Raw genomic sequence first — 24,999 nt, forward strand, 5'->3', positions numbered from 1 at the left:
GCACGCCCCACTGCCGATGTTCACCGAGATCGAGTTCGGAATTCCCGGGCCCGCCGTTTCGGTCGAGGGGGGCGGCGAGTAGCATCCGGTGGCCCGCGCGGGAGGGCCCGCGATCTCCGGTGATGAAAGAGGCGTCAGTGCAACACGTCGATTCCCCTTCGGCCTCGGTGCAGGAGCAAATACCCGGGGACGTCGCGGCCCTCGCGGCCGCCGAAGGGCTCGGGGAGCTCCGGGCGAGCTTCGGTCCGAAGCGGATGAGCGCCATGGCCCTGACCGGCATGGCCTTCCTCACCCTGCTCGGGCTGGCCCTGGTGCTGCCCGGTCTGTACTTCGGCTGGCGGCTCCTGCAGACGCCCAACCTCAACGCCAAGCAGGCCGCGAAGCGGATCCGCTGCTTCGAGCACGGGCTGGTCGTGAGCGACCGCACCGGGCCGGTCGCGTTCCGCTGGGACTCGACCGCCGTGCTGCAGCGGGTGACCAGGAACCACGTCAACGGGGTCTACGTCGGCACCAGTTACCTCTACACGCTGTTCAAGCCGGACAACTCCAAGATCGAACTGACGGACTTCTACGCGACCCCGGAGGTCTGGGGCGCCGCCATCCAGCACGAGCTCACCAGGGCCCAACTGCCCGGCGTGCTGGAGATGCTGGGCCGGGGCGAGCACGTGCGGTTCGGTGACATCGTGGTGGGGGCCGGCGGGATCTCGACCGTGAAGCGGGGCGGGCTGCGGTGGGGCGAGATCAAGCGGATCGAGGTCAAGGACGGGGTGGTGTGCGTGGCCAAGGAGGGCAAGACGCTCGCGTGGTCCAACACGCCGGTCCACAAGATTCCCAACTTCTTCGTGTTCCTGGCCGTGGTCGAGCACCTGCACGGCTGAGCCCTTTAACAATTCTTTGCATCTCACTTGAATCACGGGTGGCCTGGTAGGTCGCCATTGTCCGAAACGCGCGCAATAGCTGCGGATAACCTGCGCCCTGCACTGCCACGCAGCCACTGACGCAGAGGACCCCATGAGTACCCCGCAGAACCCCCAGGGCCAGCCCGTGCCGCCGTCGGAGAACGGCGCCCCGGCTCCCTTCGCCTACGACGCCGCCATCCAGGCGGAGGCGGCAAAGCCCAAGAAGAGCATGGGCAAGAAGCTGCTCTCGCTGCTCGGCATTCTCCTGGTGATCGTGATCGTGGCGGTCATCAAGGTCGCGGTGCGGGACGCCTTCACCGACGGTCCGGTCCGCGCCAAGGTCGGTGACTGCGTCACCGTCACCGGCAGCGAGAACAACCCGGAGGTCGAGACCGTCGGTTGCGGCGAGTCGAAGGCCACCCACACGGTCTCGAAGGTCATCGACAACACCTTCGACGGGAATCAGTGCGGCGACGAGTTCGACGCCCTCTCCCAGCAGCTGGGCAGCGAGAAGTTCGTGCTGTGCCTGACGCCCAAGAAGTAAGCGTCGGCTGAACACCGCCCCGGGGGGATTTCCCCCCGGGGCGGTGTCGTTCCCCGGCCCGTCCGACGCCGCGTCAGGTGCGGTAGCGGTACAGGACGCGGCCGCGGGTCAGGTCGTACGGGCTGAGCTCGACCAGGACCCGGTCGAACGGGAGGATCTTGATGCGGTTCTTCCGGATCTTCCCGCTGATGTGGGCCAGTACGTGGTGCCCGTTGGCGAGCTCCACCTTGAAGACCGCGTTGCGCAGGCACTCCACGACGGTGCCCTCGACTTCGATGCCGTTCGCTGTTCTCGGCAAAGGTCCCTCGTTCCTTGGGGGTTGGGTTGATGACGTGCAGGAGGACACGGAGTCCTCAGTGGCGGATCAGCTCCACGACGCTGTCGACCCGGCGCGCGCCGAAGCCCTCGACGAGGGCCGTGCCGGCGAGGTTGGACGCGTCCACCTCCGCCGTGGCCGACGGCAGCCCCGCCGCGTGCAGCGAGCCCAGGGCGTGGGCCAGCAGCGCCCGTCCGACGCCGCGCCGCCGGGCGCCCGCCAGGACGGCGACCAGCCCGATCCGTGCGCGGCGCGGGACGACCGCCACCCGCACCAGCCCGACGTACGCGCCGTCGTCCGCGACGGCGACCGCGTACCGCGCCGGATCGCCGAGGACCGTCCCCGCCGGGCGCGGGATCACCTCGGCGGGCATGGTGTGCCAGCCCACCGCGGCGTCGATCTCCTCGCGCAGGGCGCGGTCGAGTCCGCGCACGAGCTCCTCGTCGGCCCCGGTCCCCGGCAGCACCGTGAAGCCCGCGGGGAGGGAGACCATGAGGGGAGCCGCCGCATCGGGTGCGGTCGGCAGCCGGTACTCGACCTCGCGCCGGGAGAAGGCGTAACCCGCCTGCCGCCAGCGCGAGTCGGGTCCGGAGTCGGCCTCGCCGACGAGTGCGTGGAGCGGGGCCGGCAGGGCTGCCGACATCGCCGCGGCGAGCGGGGAGAAGGCGGTGTCCCGCCAGACGTCGATGCTGAGGAAACGGCGGCCGTCGGGCCGGTGCGAAACGTCGCCGTGGCCGATGACGTGGCCGTCGTCGTCCACGGCCTGCCACTCGGTGTCGGTGACGCGGTGGACCAGGGGGGAAGGGTGCATGGCTGTCGCCCTCTCAGGAGTGCCTGTGTGGAGAGGCGCTCCCGACGACACCGTCCTGGTCAGTCGCACACCGTGAAGAAGAGGGGGAGCACCCACGTCGATACTGCGTTCACGGGTCTCACCTCCTGGCGTGCGGTCACGGTGATCGACACAGTAGCAAGGCCGGGACGGCGGGCCCAAGCGATTTCCCACCGCCCGGGCCCCGCGCACGACCTGACGGACGAGATCGCGTCAAAGGCTCAAATTTCGCGCAAATCATCCCCGAACGTGACATCGGCCACAGCCGGATTCCCCTTCGACCGGTGAGGATGTGCCGCTCGGTCATGCTCGCGACGACCACCCACTCCGTCCCCGCCCGACCGCGCGACCACACTCCCCCTCACGAAGGCGACTCGACTCCATGAGTGACCGCACGACGACCACGGAGCCCCAACTCGCGGACGGCACACCGCCGTCGGCGCGATCGGCACACGTGGACGCCGGTGACGCCGGGTACCGCAAGGACCTGAAGTCACGGCACGTCAACATGATCGCGATCGGCGGGGCGATCGGCACCGGCCTGTTCCTGGGCGCCGGCGGCCGGATGGCGAACGCGGGGCCGTCGCTCTTCATCGCCTACGCCGTCTGCGGCGTCTTCGCCTTCCTCGTGGTCCGGGCGCTCGGCGAACTCGTGCTCTACCGGCCGTCCTCCGGCGCCTTCGTCTCCTACGCCCGCGAGTTCATGGGCGAGAAGGGCGCCTACACGGCCGGCTGGCTCTACTTCCTCAACTGGGCCACCACCGCGATCGCCGACATCACCGCGGCCGCGACCTACGCGCACTTCTGGGCGATGTTCAGCGAGGTCCCGCAGTGGCTGCTGGCACTGATCGCCCTGGCCGTGGTGCTCACCGCCAACCTGATCTCGGTCAAGTACTTCGGTGAGATGGAGTTCTGGTTCGCCATCATCAAGGTGGCCGCACTGGTGGCCTTCATGCTGGTGGGCATCTACCTGGTGGTCACCCGGCACCAGGTCGACGGCCACACCCCCGGCCTGGCCACGATCACCGACAACGGCGGGATCTTCCCGAGCGGCGTGATGCCGATGCTGCTCCTGCTGCAGGGCGTCGTCTTCGCCTACGCCTCGGTCGAGTTGTGCGGCGTCGCCGCGGGGGAGACCGAGAACCCGGAGAAGATCATGCCCAAGGCGATCAACTCCATCATGTGGCGGGTCGGCCTGTTCTACGTCGGCTCCGTCGTCCTGCTCGCGCTGATCCTCCCCTACACCGCGTACTCGGCCGGCCAGAGCCCCTTCGTCACCGTCTTCGACAAGCTCGGCATCCCGGGCGCCGCCGGGGTGATGAACCTGGTGGTCCTCACCGCGGCGCTCTCCAGCCTCAACTCCGGCCTGTACTCCACCGGTCGGATCCTGCGCTCGATGTCGCTCTCCGGCTCGGCGCCGAAGTTCACCGGGGTGATGAACAAGGGAGGTGTCCCGTACGGCGGCATCCTGCTCACCGCCGGGTTCGGCGTGCTGGGCGTGGTGCTGAACTACGTGATGCCCGGCGAGGCCTTCGAACTGGTCATCAACTTCGCCTCGATCGGCATCGTCGGTACCTGGGCGATGATCATGATCTGTTCGCTGCTCTTCTGGCGCCGCGCGGGGCAGGGCGTGGTCGACCGGCCGTCCTACCGGCTCCCGTGGGCGCCGTACACGCAGATCGTCACGCTCGGCTTCCTGGTCACCGTGCTGGTCCTGATGTGGCTGGACGGCGGCGTCGGCCGCACCACCGTGGCCTGCCTGCCGCTGGTCGCCGCCGCGCTGGCGGGTGGCTGGTACCTGGTGCGGCGCCGTGTCGCGGAGACGGCGGCGGCGGACCGGGCCTGATCCGCCTCACGAGGGCCGGTGGCTCAGGACGTGGGCCAGGAAGCTTCCGGTGGACGGTAGTCGTGCGAACGCGCGGAGGTCGGCAGGGGTGACGGACGTCTCCGGGCCGGGCAGTGAGCCCGGACGGGTGAGCACCAGGGCGGGGCGCCCGGCCCGCTGGTGGGAGGGTGCCCATCCGGCCGGGCGGAAGCCGGACCGGTGGAGCCGGTCCAGGTGGAGCGCGGCGTCCGGTGCGCCGAGCACGTCGTCCTCGACCACGACCCGGTCGGAGAGCCCGGTGGAGGCGTACGCCCCGTCCGGCCCGACCCGGGCGGGCACCTCCGGGACGGGCCGGCCGCCGCGGGGAGGCCGGGCCGAGAGCAGGTGCAGCGACTCCACCGTCGCGGACGGGGCGGCGAGTTGGTGCAGCGTCACCAGCCCGGACGCCGCCCCGGTCACCGCCGCCCCGGTCGCCGCCGCCTCGGTCGCCGCCGCGCTCGTCGCCCCTGCCGAGGTACCGCAGCCGGCGGGCGGGAGCGGGGCCGCCCCCACGCCGGTGGTCTCGGTCCACATCGCTGCCAGCAGGCCGTAGTCCGGGCCGTCGGGCAGCCGGAGGGGGTGCTGCCTGGCGCTGGCCCGCCAGGAGGTCGGGTCGCGCGGGGCGAAGGTGGCGACGAAGGGCTCGGCCGCCGTCCGCGCGACGATGTGGGAGTGCACGGCGTGGGTGGCGGTGAAGCCCTGCGCGAGCTGACTGCCGATCACGGGGCCGACCGGTGGCCGTCCGGGCCGGTTCAGCGCCACCCGGGTGTGGGTCACCAGGTGGTCCGCCTCCGGGAGGTGCTCGCGGGCCCAGGGCACCCGGGCGTCGAGCAGGGCGGCCGCCAGGCCCGGGCGGGCGCCGGGACGCTTGCCGGTGCGGCCGAGTTCGTACCGCACGGGGCCGTCCTCGAAGAGCGGCTCGACCAGGGTGTACCTGGTCGTCGCCATCACCTCGCCCCGGCCGTCCAGCAGGAGGAACAGCCGGACCCGTCCGGCCACCGCGTCCTCGGCCAGCTGCCGGGCCTCCGCCGCCAGCGCGTCCTCGCCGGGCTGCCGCCGGTAGACGAGCGCCAGCAGCTCGGCCACCTGCCGGGCGGAGCGCAGCAGGGCGGCCCGCCCCAGGGCAGCCACCTCCTCGGGTGGGAGGAGCTCGAACCCCTGTTCCATATAGGCTCGTTGGGCGTCGATCAGACCGTTCCGGCGGTTGTCCACGGCACCAGCCTAGAACGGCGGATACCGCCGACCGGAGGTCGATTCCGGTCGGCGGCACCGAGGTGCGGTGGGCCCGGTCAGCCCTGGTCGGGTGCGGCCAGGATGCAGAGCAGGGAGCAGGCCACGGCGGAGGACGCGGCGGTGGTGGTGGGGACGGTGCCCGGGGGCGAGTTCGCGGGGACGAAGGTGGCGGAGGCGGTGTTCTTCATGGGGAGGGCCAGCAGGAGCGAGCTGCAGTGGATCTGACGGCTCGTCCCCGCGGCCAGGTCGAAGGTGCCGGCCGCGCTGCGGCAGGCGGGCGTGGCGGCGTCGTTGACCTGGACGCCGGTGGCGGCCACCGGCCCGGCGTTGGTGACGGTGATCCGCCAGTGGGCGGTGCCGAGCAGGCGGAGGAGGCCGACCGGGCTGGTCTTCGCCCAGGGGCCGGGGCCGCCGGGGTCGCAGTCGTGCGGGTGGTCGGAGGCGCAGATCTCCTTGACCACGGTCACCTTCGGCTGGCAGCCGCTGCCCGGGGCGACGGCGAGGGCGACGGTGTTGGAGCCGAAGGAACCGGCCGCGTCGACGCCGGTCGCGGTGTTGGAGAGCTGGGTGGCCGCGCAGTCGGCCGAGACCACGGTGCGGAAGCAGAGCTGCGGGGCGTCGCCCTGGTAACGGACCGTCAGGAACGGCTGGTTGCCGTTCTCGAAGTCGACGGCGGAGGTGAGCACCAGCTGGGCCGAGACGGTGACGGCGGGGTGGTCGGCGGCGCTGATGCCGCTGAGGTCGATCACCCCGTCGGCGGTGAGCGGCGGACTGGCCAGCACGGTGCCGTCCGGGTCGGTGACGCTCACCCGGGAGGCGGCCAGGTCGGCGTGCGCGAGGTCGATGCCGGTCAACTCGGCCCGGGTGTACGCCTGGACGTGACCGGTGGCGCCGTCGCAGTAGAAGTCGGCGGGCCGCAGCGTGACGGTGGCCCCGCTGTGCACGCACGGCGAGGTGCCGGTGGCCGGGTCGACCGAGAACAGCACGCCCGCGTCGCCGAGGGCGATCAGGCAGCGGGTGGTGGAGTCGTAGGCGTAGCCGTAGTCACGGGTGACGCCGCCGTTGACGCCGGGGTGCTTGGCCGGGAGCGGGAAGCCCGCGCAGGGTGCGGCGTGGGTCCAGTCGTGGCAGGCCGTGGCGCCGTTGATGCCGCCGCTCCAGAGCGGGAAGTAGCTGCGGGTCTCGCCGTTGGCGGTGACCACCTCGGGGTTGAAGGTCAGCACCCCGCCGCCGATCCCGGCCAGGGTGGTGGGCTGCGTCAGCGGGGCGCCGCCGAGGGTGAAGCAGGCCGTGTTGAGGGTGGCTCCGCCGACGGTGGTGGTGCAGACGCCGTTGGCCTGGCCGGCGGTGTCGTAGGCGGTGTACGCGTTGTAGGTGTAGTACGCGGCGCTCGGGGCGGCGGGCTTCGGGGTCTCCCAGCCGGCGCAGGCGGTGCCGGTCGCCGGGTCGAAGCAGCCCAGCGCGGGCGGCACGGCGACGGTGGATCCGCCGCTCTGCGGGGAGGAGGAGGCGAAGACCTTGCCGTCGGCGACGGTGGTGGCGCCGAGGTAGAGCGCGCCGGGGGAGCCGGGCAGGTCGTGGTTGGGCGGCACGATCGCGGCGTACGGCTGACCCGCGCACGGGGTGCGGGAGCTGATGGTCAGACAGAGCACCTGCCCGGTGCTGGCGACGCCGTACAGCCGGCCGCCCGTTCCGACCAGGCCGGCCAGCCCGTTGGCGGCGGACGGGGTGCTCGCGACGGGGGCCAGCGGGAAGAACCCGCAGTTGGCCTGGGCATCGAGGTCCAGGCAGCCGACGCCGACGCTGCCGCCCGAGACGCCCGGGTAGTAGACGGTGCCCGGCCGCTGCGGGTCCTCGACGTACTGCGGGGTCAGGGTGGAGGCGATGTCACCGGTGTTTCCCGAACCGAGCGGCCCCGGCGTGCTGTTGAGCGGCCGCGGCCAGGGGCCGCCGGGGCACGGCTGCCCGGTGCCGAGGTCACTGCAGACCACCTGCCGGGCGGCGGCGGCGACGTGGTGGTACATGTTCCAGGACTGCACCTGACCGAGGGCCGTGCGGTGCAGGATCGGGGTGAAGCCGTCCCCGCCGGTGGCCTGCACGGTGGGCTTGACCGGCGGCAGCAGCGGGGCGGAGAGCTCGGTGCCGTCGCGGCGGGCGTCCGCCTTGGACGCGCGGACGGCGGTGGTGGCGGCGCCCTGGTCGGTGCCGGTGAAGGCGGAGCCGTCGGTGGACCAGGACGGCGTCCAGCCGGGCGGCGTGCGCAGCGAACCGGGCACGTACGTCTGGGTGGTGCCCGGTCCCGTCCCGCCGCCCGTGATCGGGTCGGTGAGGGTGACGGGAGCGGCGGCCGGGGAGTCGACCGCGTTGCGGTAGGAGACGGCCCAGTCCACGGTGTCGCCGTGCTCGGCGGTGGTGGCGCCGGGGTGGGTGACGTCGCGGACCGACTTGGTCAGGGTGGACGGCGAGGCGGTGGCGCTCTCGACGGCCGTGGCGGTGGTGGTGGACGGTGCGACTCCGACCAGCAGCGCGGCGGTCAGGGACGCGGCGGCGGTGGTGGCGCGGAGGAGGTGGCTGGTTCGGGATGCGAAGAGCGTTCTCAGCATGGATTCCCCACCTGGGTCGGTGGGCACCCGGCACGGCGCCGGAGCCCTCCCGGGGGCGACCCTAGGGGAGCGGTGCGCGGGCGAAGGAGCGATGAACGGAAGATATGGTGATCGGAAGGAATTCGGACACGAAGCACAACCGGTCGGCTGACGAATCGTCAGGAATAGTGACCGGAACGGTCGTTCGTGGCCCTGGGGTCACGACGAGCGCCCCGGCCGGGGCCGGGGCGCTCGTGGGTCGTGCGGTGGTGGCGCCGTCAGCCGCCGGTGGGCGGTGGTTTGGCCACGCTCAGGGACCAGCGGACGCCGGCCGGTGCGTCGACCTTGACGGCCGCCTCCGGGCGGGCGTTGCGCAGCCCGATCTGGTTGTAGGTGGTGCTCGACTCATGGGCGACGCACTCCAGCGGGAAGCCCAGGCCGGTGGGTTCGAGGGTGACCGTGAGGGTGCCGGCACCCTGGCAGACCACCATTACCGAGACCGGGCCAGGGGTCAGGCCGCCGCTGATGGGCAGGGTGTGACTGCCCGTCCGGTCGGACACGCTCGCGAGCATGGTCTCGTCCGGGACCTTCGGGGCCTCGGTGACCGCCTGCGACGCCACGTGCTCCAGCCGCTCGCCGGGCCGTGCGGACGCCGAGGCCTTCGCCTCGGCCGCCGACCCGGCCGGTGCCGTGCGGTCCGGCCCGCCGCAGGCCCCCACGCCCGCGACCAGCAGCAGGGTCGCGGCGAGGGTGGCCAGTGCGGTGCGTCGCTCAGCGGTCACCGGGGACCGGCTCAGGCGGTCTCCCACACGTACCAGCCGACGTTCTGCGGGGTGTAGGCGACGACGGTCTTCTTGGGCGAGGTCGAGCAGTTGCTGTAGATGGTGTAGCTGGTGCCCGTGGTCTTCAGGCGCCAGACGCCGTAGCGGGCGTGGGTGGTGCGGCGCGGCGGGGTCTCGGCCCAGGTGGTGTTGCCGAGCTTGGCGGTGAGCTTCGCGGAGAGGTCGACGCCGTACTTGCCCTCGACGTTGGCGAGCAGCGCGTTGGCGCTGACCTTGAGCTCGCCGGAGACGGACATCCCGACCTCGCCGGATGCCTCGGCGCTGAACACCGACTTGATGGTGCGGGAGGTGCCGTTGTAGTTGGCCTGGTCGACGCCGACGCCGCGCATGACCTTGCCGTTGTTGGCGGTGGTGTTGTAGTAGCCGTGGGCCGGGCCGCAGTAGTCCGCACCCGGGACGTTGTTCGGGCCCTTGCCCGGAGCCGGCTCGACGGACGGGTCGGTGACCTCCACCAGGTCGCCCTCGGTCTCGGTGACCGGCGGCTCGACCGGGATCTCGGTGCCCGCGTCCTCGACGGCGGCCACGCCGGACGGAGCCGCGGGCAGACCGGCGGAGGCGAAGGCCGGCGCGGTGATGCCGGTGGCCATCAGAACGGTGAACGCGGAGACCACGAGAGCCTTCTTGACCTGCACACTCATTTGAAACCTCTTCACATCTGTGCCGCCCCCCGGCGGCTGATGTGAAGAAGTTATGGCCGGTCTTCATCTGCTGTACAGCCTCAAGTTGATCTTCTGAGCAAGACTTGAGCTTGATCGACTCCGATACCCGGACATGCCCGGCTATGTCGGCCGGGTTTCCTGAGCATCCCCTGAGGAAGTCCTGGGGGAGCGCTGTGACACCAGGCCAACTTGGCAGCTTCTGGGGAGATTTGGGCGAGAGGGAGCGGTCTGCCGCAAATCCGCTGGACCGGCCCGACACCCCGCGGTGAGACTGGCGCCGATGAGCACCCACCCGCCGTACACGGGCATGGACCCGCGCCACTTCGGAACGCCCCTCGGCTCCGAGGACCTGGAACCCCTGCTCGCCGAGCCGGCCCTGCCCGACCCCGGCGGCACCGTGCTCGACCTGCTGCGCGACGCCGCCTCCGAGGGGGCCGGCCGCCCGAGGCCTAACCGCACGCCGGGCCGGCGGGCCCGGCTGGACGGCTACTGCTGAAGGCCCGGACGGGAGTTGAGGCGGGCGGCCTGGCGGAAGAGGTGGTCGCGTTCGGCCGGGCTGGCGGCGTGGCGGGCGGCCTCGGCGTAGAGGCGGGCGGCGGTGGCGAGGTCGCCGTCGCGTTCGTGGAGGTGGGCCGAGACGGCGGTGTGACGGGGGACGGAGGGGGCCACCTCCGCGAGGGCCGCCAGGCCGGCGCGCGGGCCGTCGGCCTCGCCGACGGCGACGGCGCGGTTGAGGCGGACCACCGGGCTGTCCGTCAGCCGCGCCAACTCGTCGTACCACTCCACGATCTGGACCCAGTCGGTCTCCGCGGCGGAGGGCGCGTCCGCGTGCAGCGCGGCGATCGCGGCCTGCGCCTGGTACTCACCGAGGCGGTCCCGGGCCAGTGCGGACTGGAGCACCGCCACCCCCTCCGCGATGGCGGCGGTGTCCCAGCGGCCGCGGTCCTGCTCCGCCAGGGGGACCAGGGCGCCGTCCGGATCGGTCCGGGCCGCGCGCCGGGCGTGGTGCAGGAGCATCAGGGCGAGCAGGCCGGCCACCTCGGGGTGGTCGACGGCCGCCGCCAACTGCCGGGTCAGCCGGATGGCTTCGGCCGCCAGGTCGAGGTCGCCGCCGTAGCCCTCGTTGAAGACCAGGTAGAGCACCCGCAGCACGGTGGCCACGTCCCCGGGCCGGTCGAGGCGGACCGTCGAGACGGTGCGCTTGGCCCGGCTGATCCGCTGCGCCATGGTGGCCTCGGGCACCAGGTACGCCTGGGCGATCTGACGCGTGGTCAGCCCGCCGACCGCCCGCAGGGTGAGCGCGACGGCCGAGGAGGGGGTCAACGACGGGTGCGCGCACAGGAAGTAGAGCCGCAGCGTGTCGTCCGCTTCCGGCACCGGACCGGGCTCGGGTTCCTCGTGCGCCAGCTCCTCGCGGCGGCGCCGGGCGCTCTCGGCCCGGGCGCCGTCGAGGAACTTCCGCCAGGCGACCGTGACCAGCCACCCCTTGGGGTCACGCGGTGCCCCGGCCTCCGGCCAGGTCCGGAAGGCCTCCACCAGCGCCTCCTGCACCGCGTCCTCGGCGGAGGCGAAGTCGGCACCCCGGCGGACGAGGGCCGCCAGCACGCCCGGGGTCAGGGTGCGCAGCAGCACCTCGTCCACCGGCGGGGTCACCCCGCCGACCCGTGGCAGTCCAGGTCGGCGTCGACGGGCGGCATCGACAGGAACGGGCGCAGCTCCAGCCACTCGTGGATCGGCTTGCCGTCCTTGCCGGGCGCGGCCGACAGCTCGCCGGCCAGCTCCACCGCCCGCTCGTAGGTGTCCACGTCGATCACCATCCACCCGGCGATCAGGTCCTTGGTCTCGGCGAAGGGCCCGTCCGTGACCGGCGGCCGCCCCTCCCCGTCGTAGCGGACCCAGGTCCCCTCCGGTGCGAGCGCCTGCCCGTCGACGTACTCGCCGGTCTGCTCCAGCTTGGCGGCGAAGTCGCGCATGTACTGGACGTGGGCGGTGATCTCCTGCGGCGTCCAGTGCTCCATCGCCACGTCGTTGGCCGGCGCCGGGGCGCCGCGGTAGTGCTTCAGCAGCAGGTACTTGGCCATGATCGTCTCTCCTCCGTGCGGTGCGGCGGGGCCCATTCTGGCCGCGCTCACCCCTGGGACGGAGCCGGACACGGCTTCTCGACATCCCCGGCGGACTTCTTTTCCCGGAAGTTCTTGCGGAGGCCTCCGGCGGGCCCGGAGTCTGGGAGGAGGCACGCCGTCGCCCGGCGCGTCGTCCGGACCCGACAGGAGGTCGGCACCGAATGACCGGTCACGAGGCCCGCCCGTGGTGGCGGGACGCCGTCATCTACCAGATCTACCCGCGCAGCTTCGCCGACGGGAACGGGGACGGCGTCGGCGACCTCGCCGGCATCAGGCGCCGCCTCTCCCACCTGGTCGAGCTCGGGGTGGACGCGCTCTGGACCTCCCCCTGGTACGTCTCCCCGATGGCCGACGGCGGCTACGACGTGGCCGACCACCGCGACGTGGACCCGCTGTTCGGCACGCTGGCGGAGGCCGAGGCCCTGATCGAGGAGGTGCACCGGGCCGGTCTGCGGATCGTCGTCGACCTGGTGCCCAACCACGTCTCCAGCCAACACCCCTGGTTCGGCGCGGCGTTGGCCGCCGGTCCCGGCTCGCCGGAGCGCGAGCGCTTCCACTTCCGGGCCGGCCGGGGCACCCACGGCGAGCTGCCCCCGAACGACTGGACCTCCTACTTCGGCGGCCCCGCCTGGCACCGCGTCGACGGACCGGACGGCACCGAAGGCGAGTGGTACCTGCACCTCTTCGCCCCGGAGCAGCCCGACCTCAACTGGGAACACCCGGACGTGCGGGCCGACTTCGAGCACACCCTGCGCTTCTGGCTCGACCGCGGCGTCGACGGATTCCGGATCGACGTCACCGACGCGCTGGTCAAGGAGGCCGGCCTCCCCGACCGGGCCGACCACCGCCCCGGCACCCCGCTGCCCTGGGCCGACCAGCCCGGGGTGCACGAGATCTACCGCTCCTGGCGCCGCCTGACCGACTCCTACCCGGGAGAGCGGATGTTCGTCGGCGAGCTGTGGAGCCCCGACCCGGAGCGCTTCGCCCGCTACCTGCGGGCGGACGAACTGCACACCGCCTTCAACTTCCCCTTTCTCAGGGCCCCTTGGGACGCCGACGCACTGCGCGAGGTGATCGACAGCACCCTGGCCGCACACGCGCCGGTCGGTGCGCCCGCCACCTGGGTGCTCTCCAACCACGACACCACCCGGCACGTCACCCGCTACGGCCGCCGCGACACCGCCTTCGCCTTCGACGGCGGGGCGCGCCACGCCAGCCCCGTCGACCTGGGCCAGGGCACCCGCCGGGCCCGGGCGGCCGCCCTGCTCTCGCTCGCCCTGCCCGGCAGCGCCTACGTCTACCAGGGTGAGGAGCTCGGCCTCTGGGAAGTGGAGGACCTGCCCGCCGCCGTCCGCCAGGACCCGACGCTCCATCAGTCCGGGGAGACCGACCCGGGCCGCGACGGCTGCCGCGTCCCCCTCCCGTGGTCGGGCTCCGCCCCGCCGTTCGCCTTCAGCCCGCCCGGCGCCGCGCGGGAGCCCTGGCTGCCCCAGCCCGGTGCGTGGAAGGACTTCACCGCCGCCGCCCAGAGCGGTGACCCGTCCTCGACGCTGGAGCTCTACCGCAACGCCCTGCGCCTGCGCCGCGCCGAACCCGGCCTCGGCGAGGGCCCCCTCAGCTGGCTCCCCACCGCTCCCGGCGTGCTCGCCTTCACCCGCCCGGGAGGGTTCACCTGCGTGGTCAACCTATCGGCGGGCACCGTCCCGCTGCCCACCCACGAGGCCGTCCTGCTTGCCAGTTCGCCGCTCGACGGCGCTTCGCTCCCGACCGATACCGCCGTCTGGCTCCGCGCGGGCGCCCGGAGCTGACGAGGTGACAGCTGGAGTGCGCCGAAAGCGGGGCGAGGTGACATAGGGAGGGCGTCCGCAGCACGAGCGAAACAAACCGGCCATACCGTTTTGCTATGGCCGACATTTTCGACTCGTACACGACAGCGGGAGCGTGGGACGAGATGTTCGAGCGACCCGGGGTGGTGCGACCGGCCTACCAGGCCGTCCTCGCCGCCCTGAGCCCGCTGGACTCCCTCGAACTGCGGTACCGCACCGACCAGATGGCCCGGGCCTTCACCGACCGGGGCGTCACCTACGCCTACGGGGGCGAGGAACGCCCCTTCCCGCTCGACCTGGTGCCGCGTCTGCTCGACGCGGTCGAGTGGGACCGGCTGAGCCGCGGGGTCAGGCAGCGGGTGCTCGCACTGGAGGCCTTCCTCGCCGACGCCTACGGCGCGCAGCGCGTCTTCGCCGACGGTGTGGTGCCCTACCGGCTGCTCTACTCCTCACCGCACTTCCACCGCGCCGCGCACGGCATCGAGCCCGCGAACGGGGTCCGCATCCACGTCTCCGGGATCGACCTGGTCCGCGACGAGGAGGGCCGGTTCCGGGTGCTGGAGGACAACGTCCGCGTGCCGTCCGGCGTGTCGTACGTGATCGAGAACCGCCGGGTGATGACCCGGACCTTCCCGGCCCTCTTCGCGGAGCAGTCCGTCCGCCCCGTGGACGAGTACCCGCAGCGCCTCCTGGGCGCGCTGAGAGCCGGCGCCCCCGAGGGCGTGACCGATCCGGTCGTGGTCGTGCTCACCCCGGGGGTGGCCAACGCGGCCTACTTCGAACACGCCCTGCTGGCCCGGCTGATGGGCGTCCAGCTGGTCGAGGGCCGCGACCTGGTCTGCTCCGGCAACCGGGTCCGGATGCGCACCACCCGGGGCGAGAGCCCGGTCCACGTGATCTACCGCCGGCTGGACGACGACTTCCTGGACCCGCTGCACTTCCGGCCGGACTCGCTGATCGGCGTCCCCGGCCTGCTGGCCGCCGCGCACGCGGGGAACGTCACCCTCGCCAACGCCGTGGGCAACGGCATCGCCGACGACAAGCTGCTCTACACCTACGTCCCCGACCTGATCCGCTACTACCTGGGAGAGGAGCCGCTGCTCCCGAACGTGGAGACCATCCGCCCGGAGGAGCCGGGCCGGCTGGAGGAGGTGCTGGACCAACTGGACCGGCTGGTGCTCAAGCCCGTGGACGGCGCGGGCGGCCAGGGCATCGTGATCGGCCCCCGGGCGGACCGGAGCACGCTGGAGCGCCTGGCCGGTCAGGTGAGGGCGTGCCCGCGCAGCTGGATCGCCCAGCGCCCCGTCGCGCTCTCCACCTCGCCGACCCTGAGCCGCGACGGCGACGGCCGGGACCGCCTCGCCCCGCGCCACATCGACCTGCGGCCGTTCGCCGTCCACGACGGCGACGACGTCTGGCTGCTCCCCGGCGGCCTGACCAGAGTGGCCCTGGGGGAGGGCAACCTGATCGTCAACTCCAGCCAGGGCGGCGGCTCCAAGGACACCTGGGTGCTGGCGACCGGCACTCCGCCCGGCCCGGTGGAGGAGGAACGGCCGAGCCCCGTGAACGAAGTGGTCCCGCGTCAGTCCGGCCCCGGCGGCACGCCCGGCGGCCCGCCCCAGGAGGAGGAACAGCAGTGATCACCACCGACACCATGCTCTCCCGGATCGCCGAGTCGCTGTTCTGGCTCGGCCGCTACGTGGAACGGGCCGACGACACCGCACGCATACTGGACGCCTATCTGCACCGGCTGCTGGACGACCCGTGGAGCGGGGAGGACGCGGCCTGCCGCTCGCTGCACGCCATCCTCGGCGTGTCGGCCCCGCCCGAGCGGCAGTGCGACACGGACTCGGTGCTGGCCCGGCTGGCCTTCGACGCGACCGGCCCCGACTCCATCGAGGGTGCGCTCGGGGCGGCCCGCGAGAACGCCCTGACCGCCCGGGACGTGGTCTCCACCGAGATGTGGGAGACCCTCAACTCCACCTGGCACCAGCTCGACGAGCACCGCCGCGCCGCCCGCCGCACCGGCCCCGACGCCTACCTCGGCCTGGTCCGCCGCCGGGCCGCGCTGTTCTTCGGACTCGCCGACTCCACCATGAGCCGGGACGACGGCTGGCGCTTCGTCATCCTCGGGCGGAGCCTGGAGCGGGTCGACATGACCGCCCGGCTGCTCGCCGTCCGGGGGTTGGCGGGGGTCCACGCCCCGGACTGGCCCACGCTGCTGAGCGCCAGCGGGGCCGAGGAGGCCTTCGTCCGCTCCCGCGGGGCCGGCAGCGATCCGGCCGAGGTGGCGTCCTTCCTGCTGCTGGACCGGGGCTTCCCGCGCTCCGTCCTGCACGCGCTGAGCGCCGCCGAGGAGTGCCTCGCCGACCTCGGCGGCGGCACGCCCTCCTGGCAGCCGCCCGAGCCCGCGCGGCTGGCGGTGGGCCGGATGCGCACCAGGCTGGAGTACCTCTCCGCCTCCGAACTCGACCGGCTGCCGGCCCTGTTGAAGGAGCTGCAGCTCGCCTGCGGCGAGGCCACCCGGGCCGTGGCCGAACGCTACTTCCCCTGCGACGGCCCGATCGAGTGGTCCCACCACGCCGTGACGCGCGAGGGGGTGTGAGCGCGGTGGCCAGCCGACTGCGGATCCGCCACGAGACCCGGGTGGGATACCCGAGCCCGGCCGGCTCCTCGTACAACGAGCTGCGGATGAGCCCGCTCACGCTGCCCACCCAGACCGTCCTGGACGCACGGGTGGAGGTGACCCCGAGCGCCGAACTGTGGACCTACCGGGACTACTGGGGCACCCGGGTCACGGTGTTCGACCTGGCCGACTCGCACACCAGCCTGGTGCTGACCGCGACCAGCCTGGTCGAGACCGCGCCGCCGGCCGCGCTGACCGCGCCGCTCGGCCGGGCCGAGATCGTCGCACGGTCGGCCGACAGCCGGCTGACCGAGTACCTCGCCGGCACGCCGCGCACCACCGTGGGGCCGGAGCTCGCGGCGCTGGCCGCCGGGGCCGCCGAGGGCCTGGACGCCCACGAGGCCGCGGCGGCGCTGACCGACCTGGTCAGGGAGCGGGTCTCCTACACCCAGGGGACCACCGGGGTGCACAGCGGAGCACAGGACGCCTGGGACCAACGGGCGGGCGTCTGCCAGGACTTCGCCCATCTGACCGCCGCGCTGCTCCGCGCCGCCGGCATCCCGGCCCGGTACGTCTCCGGCTACCTGCACCCCTCGGCGGACGCCGGGTCCGACCGGCCGGTGGCCGGTGAGAGCCACGCCTGGGTCGAGTACTGGTCGGGCGAGTGGACCGGCCACGACCCGACCAACGGGACCCGCCCCGGCGAGTCGCACGTCATCGTCGCGCGCGGGCGGGAGTACGGCGACGTGCCGCCGCACAAGGGCGTCTACCGCGGAGCGCCGGGCGAAGTGCCGCGCGTGCGCGTGGAGTTCACCCGCCTCGCCTGAGAGCTGCACGCGGTGCGCGGATGCTCGGGGGCGGTTCCCGTCACGGTGGGACCCACCCCCGAGCCCGGTACCGGAGGCTGACGGCTCCTCAGGCGGTCACGCCGAGGGTGTCGTCGAGCCAGTCGTAGACGCGGGCCTGGGTGAGCCGCATGGCGCCGGGGTGGCAGTGGGCTCCGGCGCCCTCCTCGGTGGTGAAGCGGATCAGCGTCTTCGGGCAGGTGAGGTGGTCGAAGAGCAGCTCGGGCTGGCCCTGGAAGAACATGTCCTCCTCGGCGTCGCAGACCAGGGTCGGGCACTGGATCCGTTCGGCGATGCCGCCCGCGAGGGTGTGGTCGAGGTAGGAGGCGTTGAAGGCCCGGGGCGTGTCGGCGCCCATCACGTACATGCCGTGGTTGATCGCCCAGCGGGCGATCGGGTCCTGGGCCATGATCCGTTCCATGGCGGCGTCGAGTTCGGGGGCCGAGGGTGCGCGCAGCAGCCGCTCCGCCTCCTCGCGGGTGCCGGGGATGTTGCGCACCGCGGTCAGGCCCAGGTCGTAGAGGCCGTCGACGGCGACCAGCGCGGCCAGGCGGTGCTCGAAGGCGGCGGCCCTGGGGGCGAGGATCCCGCCCATGCTGATCCCGAGCAGCGCGATCCTGTCGTTGTCCACGTCCGGGAGGGTCTCGGCGAAGTCCACGACGGGGGTTATCACCTGCTCCCAGTCGGGCCGGAAGACCAGGCCCTGGTGGTGGCGCGGGCCGGGCATGCCGGGGCCGTCGAAGACCAGCACGGTGTAGCCGCGCTCGACGCCGGCCATCGCCCCGAAGAAGTGCATCTCCTCCGCGGTGCCGTCGAATCCGTTGTGCGTGATCAGCGTCGGTCGCGGGGTGCCGGAGTCGTCGACGCGGTACAGGTAGCCGGGCAGCGTGGTGCCCTCGTACGGGATCTCGACGGGCTCGATGACCGGGGTGAACAGGGACGCCGCCGCCCGGAAGCACTCCACGCTCCGGTCGTAGGCGTGGTCGTGCCGCGGGTCGCACGGGTTCCCGTGCAGGAAGAACTCGGCCGACCGGTAGTAGTTCGACGCCCGCAGGAACCCGTCCCGGGCGCTCACCCGGTGGCCGGCGGCCAGCGCCTTCTCCGCCTCGCCCGACACCCGGTCGGCGGTCGCCGTCCACTCCGTGTACCAGCTGGCGTAGTCGCCCTCGACGATGCGCTCGCCGGTGGCGACCACCTCGCCGAAGTCGGCTCCGCCGTAAGCGATGTGACTCATCGACCGCAGGGTCTCGTACCAGAACTGGATGTTGTCCGGGAACAGCAGCTGCTTCATTCGCCCACACTCTCCTCGACCGCGCCAAGCACTGATCTGTGCTTACGGGGAGGGCTGTAGCCCCCCGGGGGAGACTAAGCAAACATCTGTGCTTACGATGTGGGGGTGACTCCGAACCAGCCGACCGCACGCGTCCGCAAGAGCCCCGAACAGGTCCGCGCCGCCGTCCACCAAGCGGTCATCGACCTGCTCTGCGACCCGGCGGGCGAGGACCTCAACATCCCCGCGATCGCCCAGCGCGCGGGCGTCAACCACACCAGCCTCTACCGGCGTTGGGGCAGCCTCGACGCGCTGCTGGCCGACGTGGTCACCAGCCGGCTCGAACGCGACTCACCGCTCACCGACACCGGTTCCCTGCGCGGCGACCTCCTCGCCTGGGCCGAGGCCAGCGCCGCGAGCATCCGCACGGCGGAGGGGCGCGCCCTGGTGCGAGCCGTCATCCTCTCCATGCCGGGCGGTGTCCGAGCACAGGCGCCGGACGAGCGCACCCAGCACTTCCGCCGCCGGATGCACTCCATCGAACAGATCCGGCAGCGCGCCACCGCCCGGGGCGAGCACCCGCCGCCGCTGGAGCAGATCCTCGACCAGCTGATCGCCCCGTTCTACCTCCGGGCGATCTTCGGGATCGAGCTCCCGGCCACCGGCTACCCGGAACTCCTGGTCGACCGCCTGCTCGGGAGCCCGGCGCCCGGCTGACCCGCGGTGGGCCTCCCACCGGGCCGGCGCCGGGCTGGGCTGGGCCGGCCGTGTCCGGGCCGCTTCCGCGGTGCGGCCCGGACGGTCCGTCAGGTGCCGACGGGCCGGCGCCGCCGCAGCCACTCGGTGATGAGCAGGTTGGTCTCGGCCGGCCGCTCCTGCTGGATCCAGTGGCCGCAGTCGAGGCTGACCACCTCGACGTCGGGCACGAACGCGGCCAGGTTCTCGGACCGCCTGACGGTGTCCCGGTCGCCGTAGATCATGAGCGCGGGCCGGCGGACGATCGGGTCCACGTCCGCCAGCAGCCGCCAGTTGCGGTCGAGGTTCCGGTACCAGTTGACGCTGCCGGTGAACCCCGTCGACTCGAAGGCGGCCACCAGGACCGCCAGTTCGGCGTCGCTCATCACCGGCTCGCCGCGCGGGGCCTCCGCCCGGGCGAGCTCGATCAGCGCCATGCCGGGCCCGGGCTGCGCCGGGGGCTCGTCCTTGCGGTAGAGGTTGCGCAGGAAGCGGGCGGTGTTCCGGTCGAACACGGCGTCCGCGACGCCGGGCTGCCGGTTGAAGTGGACGAAGTAGAAGTCAGCGCCGAGCACCTCCTCCATCGCCTCGATCCAGGGCTTCGCGCCGCGTTCCTGGTAGGGCAGGCTGAGGTTGACGACCCGGTTCACCCGGTCCGGGTGCAGCAGGGCCAGCCCCCAGACGACCATGGCACCCCAGTCGTGGCCGACGAAGGCGGCGTCCCGGTACCCGTAGTGGTCGAGCAGGGCGACCAGGTCGCCCGTCAGGTGCGCGAGGTCGTAGGCCGTCACCTCGGCCGGACGGGACGAGTTCCCGTAGCCCCGTTGGTTCGGGACGATGACGTGGTGGCCCGCCGCGACCAGGGCGGGTATTTGGTGACGCCAGGAGAAGGCGTGCTCGGGCCATCCGTGGCAGAGCACGACGGGGCTTCCCGCGTTCTGGCGGCCCGCTTCGAAGACCTCCAGCTCGACACCGTTGACCTGGACGAGGGTGGGTTCGGGGAAATCGGCCGGATCGAACATCGCGGTCTCCTTCTGGTCGGTTCGGAATGGCCGCCCCCGGGCTGACCGGCTGACCGGGCGTCAGGCCGCGGTGCGGGTCGCCGCTGGAGGCGTGCCGCCATCGTGCCGAGCGAAACCGGTCACCCCGTGACCGGTTTCCCTGGAAGTCTTGGCGAGGTGCGAACCGACCGGCTGGTGGCCGTCCTCCTGATGCTCCAGCGGCGCGGCCGGGTGACGGCGGCGGAGGTCGCCCGCGAACTGGAGGTGTCCGAGCGCACCGCCCGCCGCGACCTCGACGCCCTCGCGATGGCCGGGGTCCCCGTGTACTCCCTGCAGGGCCGGGGCGGCGGCTGGCGTCTGGTCGGCGGCGCCCGCACCGACCTGTCCGGTCTGACGGCGGGTGAGGCCCGGGCGCTGTTCCTGGTGGCCGGCCCGGCCTCGGCCGCAGCACCGGCCGTGAAGGCGGCGCTGCGCAAGCTCGTCCACGCCCTGCCCGAGCCCTTCCGGTCGCAGGCCGAGGCAGCGGCGGCCGCACGGGTCACGGACCCGCTCGGCTGGGGATCGAGGTGGGCCGAGCCCCGGCCGCCCCGGCACCTCGACGTGCTCCAGGACGCGGTGATCCGGGGCGTCCAGGTGCGGCTGGGCTACCTCGACGGCCAGGGCGCCGGTACCGAGCGGACCGTCCACCCGCTGGGCATCGTCGCCAAGGCCCCGTCGTGGTACCTGGTGGCCGGCACCGAGGCAGGCCGGCGGACCTTCCGGATCGACCGGGTGTCCTCCGCCGAGCCGACCGGAGACCCGGTGCACCGGCCAGATGGCTTCGACCTCGCCGCGAGCTGGCGGGAGATCACCGACGAGGTCGACCGCCGCCGGCTGCCGCTGGAGGCCCGGGCGCTGTGCCCGCCCGACGCGATCGGGCTGCTCCGGATGGCCTTCGGCACCCGGCTGGAGGTCGGGGCCCCGCAGGCCGACGGACAGGTCCGGGTGGCGGTCCGCGGCTACGACGAGCACACGCTCGCCGGTGAACTCGCCGGACTGGTCGCATGGTTGGAGGTGACCGACCCACCGGGTCTACGGGACCACATGCTCGCCATCGGCACCGCACTGGTCGAACGCTACCGCTGACACCCGTCGCTGGGCCCGGCGGCTTTCACTCCGGCCCAGCCCGCCCGGATCGACGAACTCGCGGACGGCGAGCGGCGGATCGTCGGCGCCGGCCTCCAGGACCGGACCGTCCTCGTGGACGAACGCTTCCGCGCCCGGGCCCAGCCGACCGGGACGGGCCGCACCGCCGCCTCGAACGGCGCGGCAGCGGCCGGTCCACCACTGCCACCGCTCTCGAAATGCGCTGGCCAGGACCCTCGCGCCCGGACGAGGATGGCGCCATGACGTCCTGGATCCTGACCCCCGAAGCCTTCGACTCGGCGAGCGCGAGCAGCCTGCGCCGCGACTACTACGACGAGGTCGCGAGCCGGTACTGGAAGCGGCCGGCGACGCCCGAGGAGGTCGACCGGGGCCTGGCCGGGGACGGGGTCGAGCTGCTCGCCCCGCCCACCGGCCAGTTCGTGGTCGGGCGCTACGGCGGAGAGGCCGCGGCGTGCGGCGGGATCCTGATGCTGGACGCCGAGCGGGCCGAGCTCACCCGGGTCTACGTGCGCCCGGCCTTCCGCGGCAAGGGCGGTGCGGGCCTCCTGCTGGAGCAGCTGGAGGAGGAGGCCCGCTCGCTCGGCGCCGGTCGGACGGTCCTCAACACGCGCCTCGACCTGGTCGAGGCGCGCGCGCTGTACGTCCGCCACGGCTATGCCGAGATCCCGGCGTACTGCACGGGGCCGTACATGGAGATCTGGTACGGCAAGGACCTCGGGCCGGGCCGCTGACGGCCCGGCAGGTCGCCTCAGAACCGCAGCACCTCGCGGTCCAGCGGGTACTCCGCCCGGTGCGGGCCCTCGTACGGGGACGGCGTGATCGGCAGGACGCCGGTCGGCTGGATGCCCAGGTTGTCGTCCCAGAGTCGGGGTTCGACCTGCCCCAGGACGTGGAACTCCCGGAAGGTGAACGGCGGGCTGTCGGTCGGGAAGAACTCGGGCGTGGTCATCACCTGGAAGTGCAGGTGCGGGGTGGTGGAGTTGCCGCTGTTGCCGATCAGGCCGAGCTCCTGGCCGGGCTCGACGCAGTCGCCCTCCCGGACCCGGAGCGAGCCGGGCCGCAGGTGGCCGTAGAGCAGGAAACGGCCGGGGGCGACCTCCACGGTGACGTGGTTGCCGGTGGTGTCCTGGATCGGCGGGACGGGCGGCGTGATCGGCGGCGTGTTGTCCGGGACGCCGTCCTGGACCTCCACCACCCGGCCGCCGGCCGCGGCCAGCACCGGCTGACGGTAGCTCAGGTAGCTGTCGAGCAGCGTGGGGTCACCCGCCCAGGTCTCACCCTGCTCACCGACCCGGTACCAGTCGATCGCGAACCGCTGCGGCACGAAGAAGCGGCCGTTGATCGGGGCGAAGCCGCGCCTGTGGTGGGTGTTGCCGCAGCACGACTCGCTGGCGAACCAGGCGCCCGGGGCGACCGGTGCGGCGAGGTCCAGGGGGGCGGTGCGGCCGAGCGGGGTGGCCTGCACCGTCTCCTCGAACGGGGCCTCGCCGGAGGGGCCGAGGATGGTGCCCGCGAAGTGGTGCTCGACCACCTCGGGCACGGGCTGCCCGCCGTCCAGGACGAAGTCGAGCCAGATGACCCACTGTTGGGAGCCCTGGAGGACGGTCGGCTCCGGTGGGGGCGGCGCCGGGGTGTACGCGTCGGCACCCGGAAGCGGGTCGCCGACGGGGTTGGCGGCCGCGGCCAGGTCCTCGCCGCTCAGTGACCCGATCACCCGGTGCGTGCGCGCGTCCTGGACGTCGACCCGGTCCAGCCGCACCTGCGCGCGGCTGGACAGCGCGTTGGTGGCGAGCAGTTCGTAGGAGAGGTGCGTCCGCCCGTCGGTGGCCTCGAAGGGTGTGGGCTCGGTCATCACGGACGCCGTCAGCGGGGTGAACCGCGTGTCGGGCGGCAGGGCCTTCGGCGCGGCTCCGGCCACCGGGGCGGCCGCCGCCAGCAGGACGGCCGCGGCGAGGGAGGCGGTGCCGAGTCCGCGGCGGCGCGGGGTACGGCCGGCCCGGCCGGCCGCGGTGGTGAGGGCGGGAGTGGGTGCTGTCATGGTGCTGCTCCGTTCTCAGCGGGCGGCCTGCTCCTGGAGCAGGGCCGCGATCCTGGTGACGTCCGCGACGGTCTCGATCAGGCCCTCGATGTCCGGCGCGGAGGCCCCGTTGACGCCCACGAAGAAGGTGTGCAGGCACCCGTCACGGGTCTCCAGGAAGCCGCCGAGGGTCTGCGCCCCGATCGCGAGCCGCTGGTTCACGCCGTCTTCGCCGGCCACCGTCCCGGGCTTGGCGAACACCTTCCCCTTGGCGGCGCAGTCCGGGCAGAACGGCGCGAGGCTGCCGTCCACGCCGAGGACCGGCAGGGCGTACCGGAAGCGCTCGGCGTCGGGGGTGGCGAGCCAGTGCGCGAGGACCTGGTTGACCGCGCGCGGGGTGACCCGGTCGACCGGGTTGCCGCCGCGGCCGTCCAGCAGCTGCACCTGGGTGGGGTCGACGCCGGCCTGCTCCAGGAAGGACCGCAGCACCGGGAAGCCGTCGTCGCAGGCGTGACCGCCGGCCGTCACCGCCATCAGGCAGATCGCGAGGTTGGCGCCGAGGTTGTGACTGACCTTCAGGACCAGCCGGGCGTACTCGGCGTAGACCGGGGAGACGTACGCCGCGACCTGCGGCGCCCCGGAGTAGTCGGCGGGCAGCGTGCCGACCGGGTTGGGCCCGGTCGGCGGGGCGGTCACGGTGACCCCGGCGCGGGCGAGGGCCTCGATCAGGGCGGTGCGGCCGAAGGCGTTCGGGTCCTGGACGGAGGAGACCCGCAGCACCGGTGCGGAGTCGGCGGCCACCGTGCCGGAGAGGGTGATCCGGGTGCCGTCGGGCGAGGCGGTGACCTGGACGTCGGTCGGGCCGCCGGGGGCGACCGTCCGCACGGTCGACGTCACCTGGTACGGCGCGACCTGCGGCCGCCACATCAGCTCGGCCGGCCGGCCCGGCTGGGTGGGCGTGCTCAGCAGGTCGATCAGGTTGTCGTTGACGATCAGGGGAGTGGGGGCCGGGTCGAGGTTGGACCCGGCGGTGAACAGGCGCGGGTCGACCACCACGTCGCCGCGGACCTCGGTGATGCCCGACTCCCGCACCTGAGCCGCGATCAGGTCGAGCCCGGCCAGCGGGTCCTCGGGGGTGAGGGTGGCTCCGGGGAGGTCGTTGGCGTAGGTGTGGTCGATGTCGGTGAAGTCGACCGAGCCGTCCGGCTCGGTGCGCCCGCCCATCGTCAGGTCGCCCTGCGCGACCAGGGCGAGGGCGCCGTCGAGCACCGAACCCTCGCGGGTGCCGAGCGCGTGCACCGGAGTGGTGAAGCGGTGCTCGGTGCCCAGGGCGTGCCAGGCGCCCGAGACGCTGAACAGCTTGGTCACCGAACCGGGGACGAAGAACTGGTCCGGCGTCAGCGCGTGGACGGTCTCCCCGCTGACCGGGTCCATCTCCAGCAGGCCCCACTGGCCGTGCCGGTAGGCGGGCTTGTCCATCACGGCGTCGATCTCCGGGCCCAGCGAGCCCCGGGGGTCCTGCGGCGCGGCGGCGGTCAGGGTGGCGGCCGTCAGCAGCGCGGCCCCCACCCTCAGCCGGACCTGCGCCCGACGGCTCTTCGGTCCCATGCGGTGCACCTCACGGCGAGTCGGCAGAGCCCGT

Annotated in this window: 23 protein-coding genes; 11 read left to right on the forward strand and 12 right to left on the reverse strand. The window is 73.1% G+C overall.

Annotated features, from left to right (window positions below; translation table 11 throughout):
* Window positions 1–137 precede the first annotated feature (137 nt).
* Window positions 138–878 carry a DUF6585 family protein gene (locus ACWCYY_RS06660; protein WP_449795325.1) on the forward strand — a complete coding sequence of 247 codons (741 nt, stop codon included), beginning with the start codon at window positions 138–140 and terminating at the stop codon, window positions 876–878.
* Window positions 879–1,011: 133 nt separating this feature from the next.
* Window positions 1,012–1,443 carry an LppU/SCO3897 family protein gene (locus tag ACWCYY_RS06665; protein ID WP_380148665.1) on the forward strand — a complete coding sequence of 144 codons (432 nt, stop codon included), beginning with the start codon at window positions 1,012–1,014 and terminating at the stop codon, window positions 1,441–1,443.
* A gap of 73 nt (window positions 1,444–1,516) precedes the next feature.
* Here ACWCYY_RS06665 and infA read toward each other — a convergent pair whose 3' ends face one another.
* Window positions 1,517–1,741, reverse strand: a complete 225-nt coding sequence (infA, locus tag ACWCYY_RS06670; protein ID WP_449795326.1) for a translation initiation factor IF-1 — start codon at window positions 1,739–1,741, stop codon at window positions 1,517–1,519.
* A gap of 55 nt (window positions 1,742–1,796) precedes the next feature.
* The gene (locus tag ACWCYY_RS06675) at window positions 1,797–2,570 is read right to left on the reverse strand and encodes a GNAT family N-acetyltransferase (RefSeq protein WP_449795327.1); all 774 of its coding nucleotides are present in this window, start codon (window positions 2,568–2,570) and stop codon (window positions 1,797–1,799) included.
* 400 nt (window positions 2,571–2,970) lie between these two features.
* Between ACWCYY_RS06675 and ACWCYY_RS06680 the strand changes: the two genes are divergently transcribed.
* On the forward strand, window positions 2,971–4,434 hold the full coding sequence (locus tag ACWCYY_RS06680) for an amino acid permease (protein ID WP_380148670.1): 1,464 nt from the start codon (window positions 2,971–2,973) through the stop codon (window positions 4,432–4,434).
* 6 nt (window positions 4,435–4,440) lie between these two features.
* Here the strand turns inward: ACWCYY_RS06680 and ACWCYY_RS06685 are convergent, their stop codons facing one another.
* The 4 genes from ACWCYY_RS06685 to ACWCYY_RS06700 form a co-directional block, all read right to left on the reverse strand.
* Window positions 4,441–5,619 (reverse strand): hypothetical protein, encoded by a 1,179-nt coding sequence (locus ACWCYY_RS06685; protein WP_449795328.1) that lies wholly within the window; start codon window positions 5,617–5,619, stop codon window positions 4,441–4,443.
* 122 nt (window positions 5,620–5,741) lie between these two features.
* Entirely contained in the window at window positions 5,742–8,288 is a 2,547-nt protein-coding gene (locus tag ACWCYY_RS06690) for a DUF7617 domain-containing protein (RefSeq protein WP_449795329.1), read from the reverse strand.
* Between the two features lie 257 nt (window positions 8,289–8,545).
* Complete coding sequence (locus ACWCYY_RS06695) at window positions 8,546–9,049, reverse strand: hypothetical protein (RefSeq protein ID WP_449795330.1); 504 nt, start codon at window positions 9,047–9,049, stop codon at window positions 8,546–8,548.
* Window positions 9,050–9,060: 11 nt separating this feature from the next.
* Window positions 9,061–9,747, reverse strand: a complete 687-nt coding sequence (locus ACWCYY_RS06700) for a hypothetical protein (RefSeq protein WP_345282827.1) — start codon at window positions 9,745–9,747, stop codon at window positions 9,061–9,063.
* A 301-nt stretch (window positions 9,748–10,048) separates the two neighbouring features.
* Here ACWCYY_RS06700 and ACWCYY_RS06705 point away from each other — a divergent pair, with 301 nt between their 5' ends.
* Window positions 10,049–10,264: a hypothetical protein gene (locus ACWCYY_RS06705; protein ID WP_449795331.1), complete on the forward strand. Its 216-nt coding sequence runs from the start codon at window positions 10,049–10,051 to the stop codon at window positions 10,262–10,264.
* On the opposite strand, the gene ACWCYY_RS06710 is transcribed toward ACWCYY_RS06705, so the two are convergent.
* Complete coding sequence (locus ACWCYY_RS06710; protein WP_449795370.1) at window positions 10,255–11,409, reverse strand: RNA polymerase sigma factor; 1,155 nt, start codon at window positions 11,407–11,409, stop codon at window positions 10,255–10,257. The two genes, ACWCYY_RS06705 and ACWCYY_RS06710, sit on opposite strands and share 10 nt — an antisense overlap.
* 8 nt (window positions 11,410–11,417) lie before the next feature.
* Window positions 11,418–11,849 (reverse strand): YciI family protein, encoded by a 432-nt coding sequence (locus tag ACWCYY_RS06715; protein WP_345282823.1) that lies wholly within the window; start codon window positions 11,847–11,849, stop codon window positions 11,418–11,420.
* Window positions 11,850–12,052: 203 nt separating this feature from the next.
* Between ACWCYY_RS06715 and ACWCYY_RS06720 the strand changes: the two genes are divergently transcribed.
* The 4 genes from ACWCYY_RS06720 (at window position 12,053) to ACWCYY_RS06735 (ending at window position 17,170) form a co-directional block, all read left to right on the forward strand.
* Entirely contained in the window at window positions 12,053–13,699 is a 1,647-nt protein-coding gene (locus tag ACWCYY_RS06720) for a glycoside hydrolase family 13 protein (RefSeq protein WP_449795332.1), read from the forward strand.
* Between the two features lie 95 nt (window positions 13,700–13,794).
* Complete coding sequence (locus ACWCYY_RS06725; protein ID WP_345282821.1) at window positions 13,795–15,357, forward strand: circularly permuted type 2 ATP-grasp protein; 1,563 nt, start codon at window positions 13,795–13,797, stop codon at window positions 15,355–15,357.
* The gene (locus ACWCYY_RS06730) at window positions 15,354–16,322 is read left to right on the forward strand and encodes an alpha-E domain-containing protein (RefSeq protein ID WP_449795333.1); all 969 of its coding nucleotides are present in this window, start codon (window positions 15,354–15,356) and stop codon (window positions 16,320–16,322) included. The genes ACWCYY_RS06725 and ACWCYY_RS06730 overlap by 4 nt, the downstream gene beginning before the upstream one ends.
* Window positions 16,323–16,327: 5 nt before the next feature.
* Entirely contained in the window at window positions 16,328–17,170 is an 843-nt protein-coding gene (locus tag ACWCYY_RS06735) for a transglutaminase family protein (RefSeq protein ID WP_345282818.1), read from the forward strand.
* Between the two features lie 88 nt (window positions 17,171–17,258).
* On the opposite strand, the gene ACWCYY_RS06740 is transcribed toward ACWCYY_RS06735, so the two are convergent.
* Complete coding sequence (locus ACWCYY_RS06740; protein WP_449795334.1) at window positions 17,259–18,479, reverse strand: alpha/beta hydrolase family protein; 1,221 nt, start codon at window positions 18,477–18,479, stop codon at window positions 17,259–17,261.
* A 105-nt stretch (window positions 18,480–18,584) separates the two neighbouring features.
* Between ACWCYY_RS06740 and ACWCYY_RS06745 the strand changes: the two genes are divergently transcribed.
* Window positions 18,585–19,175 (forward strand): TetR/AcrR family transcriptional regulator, encoded by a 591-nt coding sequence (locus ACWCYY_RS06745; protein WP_380149128.1) that lies wholly within the window; start codon window positions 18,585–18,587, stop codon window positions 19,173–19,175.
* Between the two features lie 89 nt (window positions 19,176–19,264).
* Here ACWCYY_RS06745 and ACWCYY_RS06750 read toward each other — a convergent pair whose 3' ends face one another.
* Window positions 19,265–20,215 carry an alpha/beta fold hydrolase gene (locus ACWCYY_RS06750; protein WP_449795335.1) on the reverse strand — a complete coding sequence of 317 codons (951 nt, stop codon included), beginning with the start codon at window positions 20,213–20,215 and terminating at the stop codon, window positions 19,265–19,267.
* Between the two features lie 156 nt (window positions 20,216–20,371).
* Between ACWCYY_RS06750 and ACWCYY_RS06755 the strand changes: the two genes are divergently transcribed.
* The gene (locus ACWCYY_RS06755) at window positions 20,372–21,319 is read left to right on the forward strand and encodes a helix-turn-helix transcriptional regulator (RefSeq protein ID WP_449795336.1); all 948 of its coding nucleotides are present in this window, start codon (window positions 20,372–20,374) and stop codon (window positions 21,317–21,319) included.
* 260 nt (window positions 21,320–21,579) lie between these two features.
* Window positions 21,580–22,071 carry a GNAT family N-acetyltransferase gene (locus tag ACWCYY_RS06760; protein WP_449795337.1) on the forward strand — a complete coding sequence of 164 codons (492 nt, stop codon included), beginning with the start codon at window positions 21,580–21,582 and terminating at the stop codon, window positions 22,069–22,071.
* 17 nt (window positions 22,072–22,088) lie between these two features.
* Here the strand turns inward: ACWCYY_RS06760 and ACWCYY_RS06765 are convergent, their stop codons facing one another.
* Together ACWCYY_RS06765 and dacB are read right to left on the reverse strand one after the other, a co-directional pair.
* On the reverse strand, window positions 22,089–23,378 hold the full coding sequence (locus ACWCYY_RS06765; RefSeq protein WP_449795338.1) for a M23 family metallopeptidase: 1,290 nt from the start codon (window positions 23,376–23,378) through the stop codon (window positions 22,089–22,091).
* 15 nt (window positions 23,379–23,393) lie between these two features.
* Window positions 23,394–24,965 carry a D-alanyl-D-alanine carboxypeptidase/D-alanyl-D-alanine endopeptidase gene (gene dacB, locus ACWCYY_RS06770; RefSeq protein WP_449795339.1) on the reverse strand — a complete coding sequence of 524 codons (1,572 nt, stop codon included), beginning with the start codon at window positions 24,963–24,965 and terminating at the stop codon, window positions 23,394–23,396.
* Window positions 24,966–24,999 lie beyond the last annotated feature (34 nt).

This window comes from Kitasatospora sp. NPDC001664, from assembly GCF_053596675.1.